6 protein-coding genes and 1 pseudogene are annotated in these 8,437 nt (G+C 58.3%); 5 read left to right on the forward strand and 2 right to left on the reverse strand.

Annotation, left to right across the window (positions count from 1 at the left end):
- Nucleotides 1-137: 137 nt before the first annotated feature.
- Nucleotides 138-2,093, reverse strand: a complete 1,956-nt coding sequence (acs, locus tag ACRESD_RS13530) for an acetate--CoA ligase (RefSeq protein ID WP_431751365.1) — start codon at nucleotides 2,091-2,093, stop codon at nucleotides 138-140.
- A 396-nt stretch (nucleotides 2,094-2,489) separates the two neighbouring features.
- On the opposite strand from acs, the gene ACRESD_RS13535 reads away from it, so the two are divergent.
- From ACRESD_RS13535 to ACRESD_RS13550, 4 genes and pseudogenes are all read left to right on the forward strand, one after another.
- Entirely contained in the window at nucleotides 2,490-2,759 is a 270-nt protein-coding gene (locus tag ACRESD_RS13535; protein ID WP_431751366.1) for a DUF2790 domain-containing protein, read from the forward strand.
- 576 nt (nucleotides 2,760-3,335) lie between these two features.
- A complete protein-coding gene (locus tag ACRESD_RS13540; RefSeq protein WP_431751367.1) occupies nucleotides 3,336-4,586 on the forward strand; it encodes a ribonucleotide-diphosphate reductase subunit beta in 1,251 nt (416 codons plus the stop codon).
- Nucleotides 4,587-4,648: 62 nt separating this feature from the next.
- Nucleotides 4,649-4,822: pseudogene (locus ACRESD_RS13545) on the forward strand (HNH endonuclease); the annotation flags it as partial.
- A 71-nt stretch (nucleotides 4,823-4,893) separates the two neighbouring features.
- The gene (locus ACRESD_RS13550; protein ID WP_431751368.1) at nucleotides 4,894-5,538 is read left to right on the forward strand and encodes an HAD-IB family hydrolase; all 645 of its coding nucleotides are present in this window, start codon (nucleotides 4,894-4,896) and stop codon (nucleotides 5,536-5,538) included.
- Nucleotides 5,539-5,653: 115 nt separating this feature from the next.
- On the opposite strand, the gene ACRESD_RS13555 is transcribed toward ACRESD_RS13550, so the two are convergent.
- Complete coding sequence (locus tag ACRESD_RS13555; RefSeq protein WP_431751369.1) at nucleotides 5,654-6,613, reverse strand: LysR family transcriptional regulator; 960 nt, start codon at nucleotides 6,611-6,613, stop codon at nucleotides 5,654-5,656.
- A gap of 193 nt (nucleotides 6,614-6,806) precedes the next feature.
- Here ACRESD_RS13555 and argH point away from each other — a divergent pair, with 193 nt between their 5' ends.
- On the forward strand, nucleotides 6,807-8,234 hold the full coding sequence (gene argH / locus ACRESD_RS13560; protein WP_431751370.1) for an argininosuccinate lyase: 1,428 nt from the start codon (nucleotides 6,807-6,809) through the stop codon (nucleotides 8,232-8,234).
- The last annotated feature ends 203 nt before the right edge of the window (nucleotides 8,235-8,437 follow it).

The following is an 8,437-nucleotide window of genomic DNA, read 5'->3' on the forward strand; positions in this document are numbered from 1 at the left end:
ACCTTTGCCTGACACGCCCTCTTCGCAGGCAAGCCAGCTCCCACAGTGACCCGGTTTCTTCAGTCGTATCGAACTGCGCCTCACAAAAAAGCCCCACCCGGCTTGCGCCGAATAGGGCTCGTTACCACTAACCCGCCTTACGCAACGTTCATGGTCTTGTGCGTCTCGATCAGATGCGCCACCACGCCCGGATCTGCCAGGGTGGAGATATCCCCCAACCCGTCATATTCAGCCGTGGCAATCTTGCGCAGAATCCGCCGCATGATCTTCCCCGAACGGGTCTTCGGCAAGCCCGGTGCCCACTGGATCACGTCCGGAGAAGCAATCGGCCCGATTTCTTTACGCACCCAGTTTTTCAGCTCCAGGCGCAGCGCTTCGTTCGGCTCTTCGCCATTTTTCAGCGTGACATACACATAGATGCCCTGCCCCTTGATGTCATGCGGCACACCCACCACCGCCGCCTCGGCGACTTTCGGGTGTGCAACCATGGCACTTTCAATCTCGGCGGTGCCCATGCGATGGCCGGACACGTTCAACACGTCGTCCACACGCCCGGTGATCCACCAGTAGCCATCTTCATCGCGACGGGCACCGTCGCCAGTGAAGTACATGCCACGGAAGGTCTTGAAGTAGGTGTCGACGAAACGGTCATGATCGCCGTACAACGTTCGCGCCTGGCCTGGCCACGAATCAAGGATCACCAGGTTGCCTTCGGCGGCGCCCTCGATGATGTTGCCCAGGTTGTCCACCAACGCCGGCACCACGCCGAAGAACGGACGTGCCGCCGAACCTGGCTTGAGCGCGTGAGCGCCCGGCAACGGGCTCATCAGGGTCGCGCCGGTTTCGGTTTGCCACCAGGTGTCGACGATCGGGCAACGGGATTGGCCGACATTCTTGTAATACCAGTCCCACGCTTCCGGGTTGATCGGCTCACCTACCGAACCGAGCAAGCGCAGACTGCTACCGTCAGCCCCTTCGCAGGCGGCGGTGCCGGACGCCATCATGGCGCGGATCGCGGTTGGCGCGGTGTAGAGGATATTGACCTTGTGCTTGTCGACGATCTTGGCCACCCGGGTAATGTCCGGATAGTTCGGCACGCCTTCGAACAACAGGGTAGTCGCACCATTGGCCAGTGGGCCGTAGACAATATAAGTGTGGCCGGTGACCCAGCCGACGTCGGCGGTGCACCAGTAGATTTCTCCCGGGCGGTAGTCGAACACGCGCTCGTGGGTCAGGGCTGCGTAGAGCAGATAGCCGCCAGTGGTGTGCTGCACGCCCTTCGGCTTACCGGTGGAACCCGAGGTGTAGAGGATGAACAACGCTTCTTCGGCGCCCATCTCTTTCGGCGCACACACGGTGCCCGCCACCTTCATCAGGTCTTCGTACCAGATGTCGCGATGCTGGTTCCACTTGATCGCGCCATTGGTGCGCTTGCACACAATGACCTTCTGGATACTGCTGGTTTCCGGGTTGGTCAGGGCGTCGTCGACGTTGGCCTTCAGGGGAATCTTCTTACCCGCGCGAATGCCTTCGTCGGCAGTAATCACCACCTTCGACCGACAGTCGATGATGCGACCGGCCAAGGCTTCAGGGGAGAAACCGCCGAACACCACGGAGTGAATCGCACCGATGCGGGTACAAGCCAACATGGCGACCACGGCTTCGGGGATCATCGGCATATAGATAGTCACCACGTCGCCGCGATGCACATCCTGGCCGCGCAGGGCGTTGGCGAACTTGCAGACTTCTTCATGCAGCTCGCGGTAGGTGATGGTGCGGCTTTCGGAAGGGTCATCGCCTTCCCAGATGATGGCCGCTTGGTCGCCACGCTCGGCGAGGTGACGATCCAGGCAGTTATAGGAAACGTTCAGGGTGCCATCGGCAAACCATTTGATGTCGACATGGTGGTCGTCGAAAGAGGTCTGCTTCACCGCGGTGAAAGGCTTGACCCAGTCAAGGCGCTTGGCTTGTTCGCGCCAGAAGCCATCGGGGTTGACCACCGACTGCTGGTACATGGCCTTGTAGGTCGCCTCGTCGGTCAGCGTGTTGGCTGCTACTTCGGGGCGAACGGGGTACAGGGAAGCCGCACTCATCTTTCTTACCTCGGTGACAATAGTTGTTTTTGTAGGCCCCGTTGTAGCCGGGGCGCCCCCATAGAACCATTCGACGATGGTAGTAACAAGCCCCTACAAACTGCCCTGCTTTGTCCGTATGCCCCTCTGGCCCAAGGCCTGCGGGGCTTTGCCAGTGCATGAAAAAAGCTTTACCACGGGATTGTTACAAAAACCGCCAATAGTGTTTATCAAAAGCACGGGTATATGAATATAACCCTCAAGCCTAAAATCACTTCCGCCAACAAGGCACTGTGATTAACAACGCAACAGCCCCCACGAAGGCAACGTTAATCCGAACTTTCCAATCCTAAGTTACACACGCGGCCTCACAAGGGCCCCGTGACCCCACTCGACCTAAATAAGGTAAATAGAGAAATGAAAGCTTTAGTAGTTATGGCCCTCAGCAGCTTGTGCGCCACCGCCGCCCTGGCCGATGAGGCCCCGACTGAGCTTGCCGGCAAGAACATCCCCGTTGTTGAGGAATACACTTACAGCACCCACCTGGACGTCGCCAAAGTACTGTCCATGAGTGAGATTCCGGAAGTTTGCCAAGTTGTACCAGTACAAATGGAATATGAAGACTCACAAGGTCAGCGGCATATTCTGAAGTATCAGGTGATGGGCAACGGTTGTTCCAACGGCTAATAATTTCTCAAGTTCGATTTAAACCCGGATCTTGGTCGCCGCAAGAAATCGTTCTTGCGGCCAAGAACCCATCCCGACCACACCCCAACTCAAATGTGGGAGCTGGCTTGCCTGCGATGGCGATTTCAGCCTTACACACCTTCAATAACCCTCCACATCCCCGCCGCCGCCAGTTCTACAAAAACTCTCCCGCCGCCCGTCAAAAATCTCCACCCCCAGCAAAGCCTTATAAACCCGCCCTTTGGCCGAAAACCACGCCATTTTGGCGCACCATCGTGACCATCCGCCGCAACACAAACCCGAATTTTTCCCTATAATGCGCGGGTAAATCGGGCCTGTAATATCCCTTTACACTGGGATGAAGAGCCAGACCTGAGGCCCCGCTGGAGCATGTACCTGTCGCTCCGCCCCTCAGCCTCAAGCAGACCACCCGTTACCCAATTCCGTTTAATGCCTGCGCGAGCTGTTGCAACAAACGATTCCTTAAGATCCACCGCGGCCTCAGGGCCGTGTGAACACCCAACCATCCGGTTTCACACGGGCACCTTTGAGCCCTCACGCAGGAGACGACACGTCATGCTGAGCTGGGACGAATTCGACAAAGAAGAAGAAGGCGAAGTAGCTGCCAAAGGCGCCAACGCCGGCCACGCCACCGAAGCCAACATGGACCGCCTCGACGGTGCCGGCGCTGCGGCCGCCATCGAAGCCCGCGCCGTCACCGCCAATGACTCCGCCGCCATCGTGCGCGCCAAGGCCGCCCTCGACAAACTCGACATCGCCGAAGGCCTCGCCGAGCTGGAAGGCGCCTCTGCCCGCGTCGCCGTTGACGAAAAACGCATGATCAACTGCCGCGCCGACCTCAACCAACTCGTGCCGTTCAAGTACGACTGGGCCTGGCAGAAGTACCTCGACGGCTGCGCCAACCACTGGATGCCGCAAGAGGTCAACATGACCGCCGACATCGCCCTGTGGAAAAACCCCGAAGGCCTGACCGACGACGAACGCCGCATCGTCATGCGTAACCTCGGCTTCTTCTCCACCGCCGACTCGCTGGTCGCCAACAACCTGGTGCTGGCCGTGTACCGCCTGATCACCAACCCGGAGTGCCGCCAGTACATCCTGCGCCAGGCTTTCGAAGAGGCGATCCACACCCACGCCTACCAGTACTGCATCGAATCGCTGGCCATGGATGAAGGCGAGATCTTCAACATGTACCACGAGATCCCATCGGTCGCTAAGAAAGCGGCGTGGGGCCTGAAGTACACCCGCTCGATCTCCGATCCGAAGTTCGAAACCGGCACCGTCGAAACCGACAAAGAACTGCTGCGCAACCTCGTCGCCTACTACTGCGTCCTGGAAGGCATCTTCTTCTACTGCGGCTTCACCCAGATCCTGTCCATGGGCCGTCGCAACAAAATGACCGGCGTGGCCGAGCAGTTCCAATACATCCTGCGCGATGAGTCGATGCACCTGAACTTCGGTATCGACGTGATCAACCAGATCAAAATCGAAAACCCACACCTGTGGGATGCCGAGATGAAGGAAGAAGCGACCCAGATGATCCTGCAAGGGACGCAGCTGGAGATCGAATACGCGCGTGACACCATGCCGCGCGGCGTACTCGGCATGAACGCGGCGATGATGGAGGACTACCTCAAATTCATCGCCAACCGTCGCCTGTCGCAGATTGGCTTGAAGGAAGAGTACCCAGGCACGACTAACCCGTTCCCGTGGATGAGCGAGATCATGGACTTGAAGAAAGAGAAGAATTTCTTTGAGACTCGTGTGATCGAGTACCAGACTGGCGGCGCGTTGAGCTGGGATTGATTCCCAAGCCAAGCAACATGAATAAGCCCTGACTCGTTCAGGGCTTTTTTATACACGGTGATTTACCATTTATTGAAGCGCATGGCATCAAGCACCTTGCCCAGAAGGGTTCGGATCGCACCAGCAATGCTGTAGCCTTGTGCCCCAATTGCCATCAGCGTTGCCATCGGTCGACTGACAGGGAGGCTTTCACCGCTGGTCTTTACTCGAAAATCGAAAGATTGATACCGGAGTAAACGACCACTGTCACCGCTGATGCTTCAACAGAATTATTAGATAGGACCGAGGCCAACCCGTGAACCCAGACATGCTCGAAGCCGGCCCCGCTGACGCCAAAGTACTTTCCGTCTTTGACTTCGACGGCACCCTGACCCACCACGACAGTTTCGTGCCGTTCCTCAAGTTTGCCTTTGGCCCTGGCGAGTTCTATGGCCGGATGGTGAAGCTGGCGGTACCTGGGTTGCGTTTTCTGGTGCGGCAGATCAGCCGGGATGAGTTGAAGGCGCAGTTGATCCGTACCTTTATGACCGGTGTGGAGAAAGCGTGGGTTCAGCAGCAGGCGGAGGTGTATTGCCAGCGCTATTGGAACAAGCTGATGCGTCCCACTGGCTTGCAGTCGGTGGCGGATGAGGTGAAGTCCGGGGCCGTGGTGACGCTGTGTTCGGCGTCACCGGCGTTGGTGTTGCAGCCGTTTGCGAATCGGCTGGGGATCAAGTTGATCGGCACCGAGCTTGAGGTGGTCGACGGGGTGCTGACCGGCAAGCTGACCGGAAATAATTGCCGGTGTGAGAACAAGGTGCTGCGGCTTGAAGCGGTGTATGGGGACCTGGGGGAGTACCGGCTCCGGGCCTGGGGCGATACGCGTGGGGATCGGGAGTTATTGGCGGCGGCGCAGGATGCACATTTTCGGCATTTTCATGCGAAGAAGAAGCGGGTTCGGTTGCAGCGGTGATGCAGGGGATGGGGTTGGCAGGGATATCGAGTCGATCCCTTCGCAGCCTCGCTGGGGCTCGACAGCTCCCACATTTGATCTCTGTTGCTCGGGGAATCGGCGTTTGCCTTGAGCGTTATGTCGTGGCTTTGAGGTCTACGCCCAGCGCAGTGGTGAAGGCTTTTACCATTGGGCTGCGCGGGGCGTTGTGGCGCAGGATGAGGTTGAAGGCGGTGCTGAGGTGAACCTGTTCCGGGCACAGTGCGCGTAAGCGCCCTTCCCTTACCAAGGGGGTGGCGTAGTGCTCCGGCAGGAAACCGAGGAAGCGGCCGGTGAGGATAAGGATCGCGACGGCCTCGACTTGCGACGCCGAGGCGGACTGGCTGTCGTAGGTGACGAAGTTGGCCTTGTCGCGATGGATCGCATAGCGATGGTTCACCACTTCGTACTGGCGCAACACTTCTGGCGTGATGTCACTCGCATTGAACAGTGGATGTCCTACTGCGCAGTAGGCGTGGGCCTTTTCTTCGTACAAGGGGAAATAGTCGAATTCTTCACGGCGCTGGTACACCGGCACGATGCCGACGATCAGCCGCCCTTCCACCACGCCACGTTCAACTTCGTCCAATTGCGAGGCATGTAGGCGCAATCTAATTTTCGGCGACTCGCTATGTAATTTCCCCAACGCAGTAATCAACGGGGAATTAACGTCGGACACGGTGTTATCGATAACCCCCACACTAAGGTCACCGATCAATTCATTTTGTGCCGAACTAAGCTTGTCGCGAAAACTGTCCACCGAGGTGAATAACTCGATGGAAGCCTGATACACCAGCTTGCCTTCTTCGGTCAGCCCAAACCCTTCCCTACCCCTTGTGCACAGGCGCATGCCGATACGGATTTCCAAGTCGGAGATTTGTTTGCTGATGGCCGCCAGGCCCACGTTCAGCTCATTTTGCGCAGCGCTGAAGCCTCCTGCTTCGACCACGGCCATGAACACGCGCAGCAATTTAAAGTCCAGCCCGCTCAGTTGCAGGGGCGGTCGTGTGCCGGGTTTTGGCGGTATGTTTCCAGAAGTGGAAAGTGGGGTTTCCATAATACGCGTTGACCTCAAGTGCCATATTCAACAGGCTTCAACCCAATCCTTGAACATAGCCAGGCGGCGATAATGAACATAAACATCCGCCCTTGGCAACCTTGAATACGGCGCGTCAGACGCTGATTCAGTCTAGTTGAAAACTTATTTTTACTGCCTCCGACTCTTCTAAAAACAAGCGTGAGGAATACCCATGTCCCAGCCCACCGACCGCCTTTGGGGCGCTCGTTTCAAGACCGGTCCGTCTGCTGCATTGGCCGCGCTGTCCCGTTGCCCTGAGCGCTATTTTCGCCTGACGCCCTACGACCTGGCCGGCTCCCGCGCCCATGCGCGAGAGTTGCAGCGCGCCGGCTTGCTGGATGAGTCGGAGGCCCTGCGCACGCTGGAAGCCCTGGACGAGATCGGTGCGGACTTCGCTGCCGGCCACCTGCATCCGACATTGGATGATGAGGATGTGCACACCTTCATCGAACGCGTATTGACCGAGCGTCTCGGCGCCTTGGGCGGCAAGCTGCGCGCCGGGCGTTCGCGTAATGACCAGACGGCCAATGATCTGCGTCTTTTCCTGCGGGACCACGCACGTACCATCACCACTGAGGTGTTGGGTCTACAGCAGGCGTTGGTGGAACAGGCGGAGCAACACGTGGAGAGCATCTGCCCAGGTTTCACGCACTTGCAGCAAGCCCAACCGATTGTGTTTGCCCACCACTTGCTGGCGCATGCCCAATCGATGTTGCGGGATGTGCAGCGCCTCGTGGATTGGGATGCGCGTACGGCGTTGTCGCCGTTGGGTGCTGCCGCGATGGCAGGTTCCGCGATTGCGCGTCAGCCAGAGCACTCAGCCAAGGAAATGGGCTACACCGGGCCGTGCGAAAACTCCATCGACGCCGTCGCCAGCCGTGACCATGTGGCGGAGTTCCTGTTTGTGGCGGGCATGCTCGGGGTGAATATTTCGCGTCTGTCCGAAGAATTTTGCCTGTGGTCCTCACGCCAATTTCGCTGGGTGGTGTTGGACGATGCCTACGCCACCGGCAGCTCGATCATGCCGCAGAAAAAGAACCCGGATATTGCCGAATTGGCGCGGGGCAAGGCTGGGCGGTTGATTGGCAACCTGACGGGGTTGATGTCCACGCTCAAATCGCTGCCGCTGTCATACAACCGCGATTTGAGTGAAGACAAGCATAGCGTGCTGGACAGTGTGGACACCCTGCTGCTGGTGCTGCCGGCGATGGCCGGGATGGTGGCGACCATGAAGGTGCAGGTGGAAGAGCTGCGGCGTCAGGCGCCGATGGGCTTTACCTTGGCGACTGAGGTGGCGGATTGGTTGGCGACCCGTGGTGTGCCATTCAAGGAAGCCCATGAGATTACCGGCGCCTTGGTGCAGGCCTGTGAGAAGCATGAGATTGAGTTGTGGGAAGCCTCGCCGGCGATGTTGGCGGAGGTGGATGCACGGTTGCTGCCTGAGGTGCGCGACTGCCTGACCCTGGAAGCGGCGATTGCGGCGCGCAGTGGGTGGGGTGGGACGGCGCCGGAACGGGTTCGGGAGCAGATTGGGCGGCTGAAAACAGCATTGGCAGCTCAGCAGGAATGGACAGAGAGTTACCAGGGATTTCGGATTTAAGCCTGTGGGTGATGGGGTGTCGGGTAAGGCGCTTTCGCAGGCAAGCCAGCTCCCACATTGGATCGGGTTTCAACAGGTAGACCGAATACAGCGGTAATCGATTTTTTGGAGATTCACCATGAACCAAACCCCGGCAGAACGCCTGGAAGCCGAGCGCAAGTTGTCCGAGAACCAGTTCGATATCACGCAGTACGAGCATGTGC

This window comes from Pseudomonas sp. (assembly GCF_050739995.1).
Taxonomy (GTDB): Bacteria; Pseudomonadota; Gammaproteobacteria; order Pseudomonadales; family Pseudomonadaceae; genus Aquipseudomonas.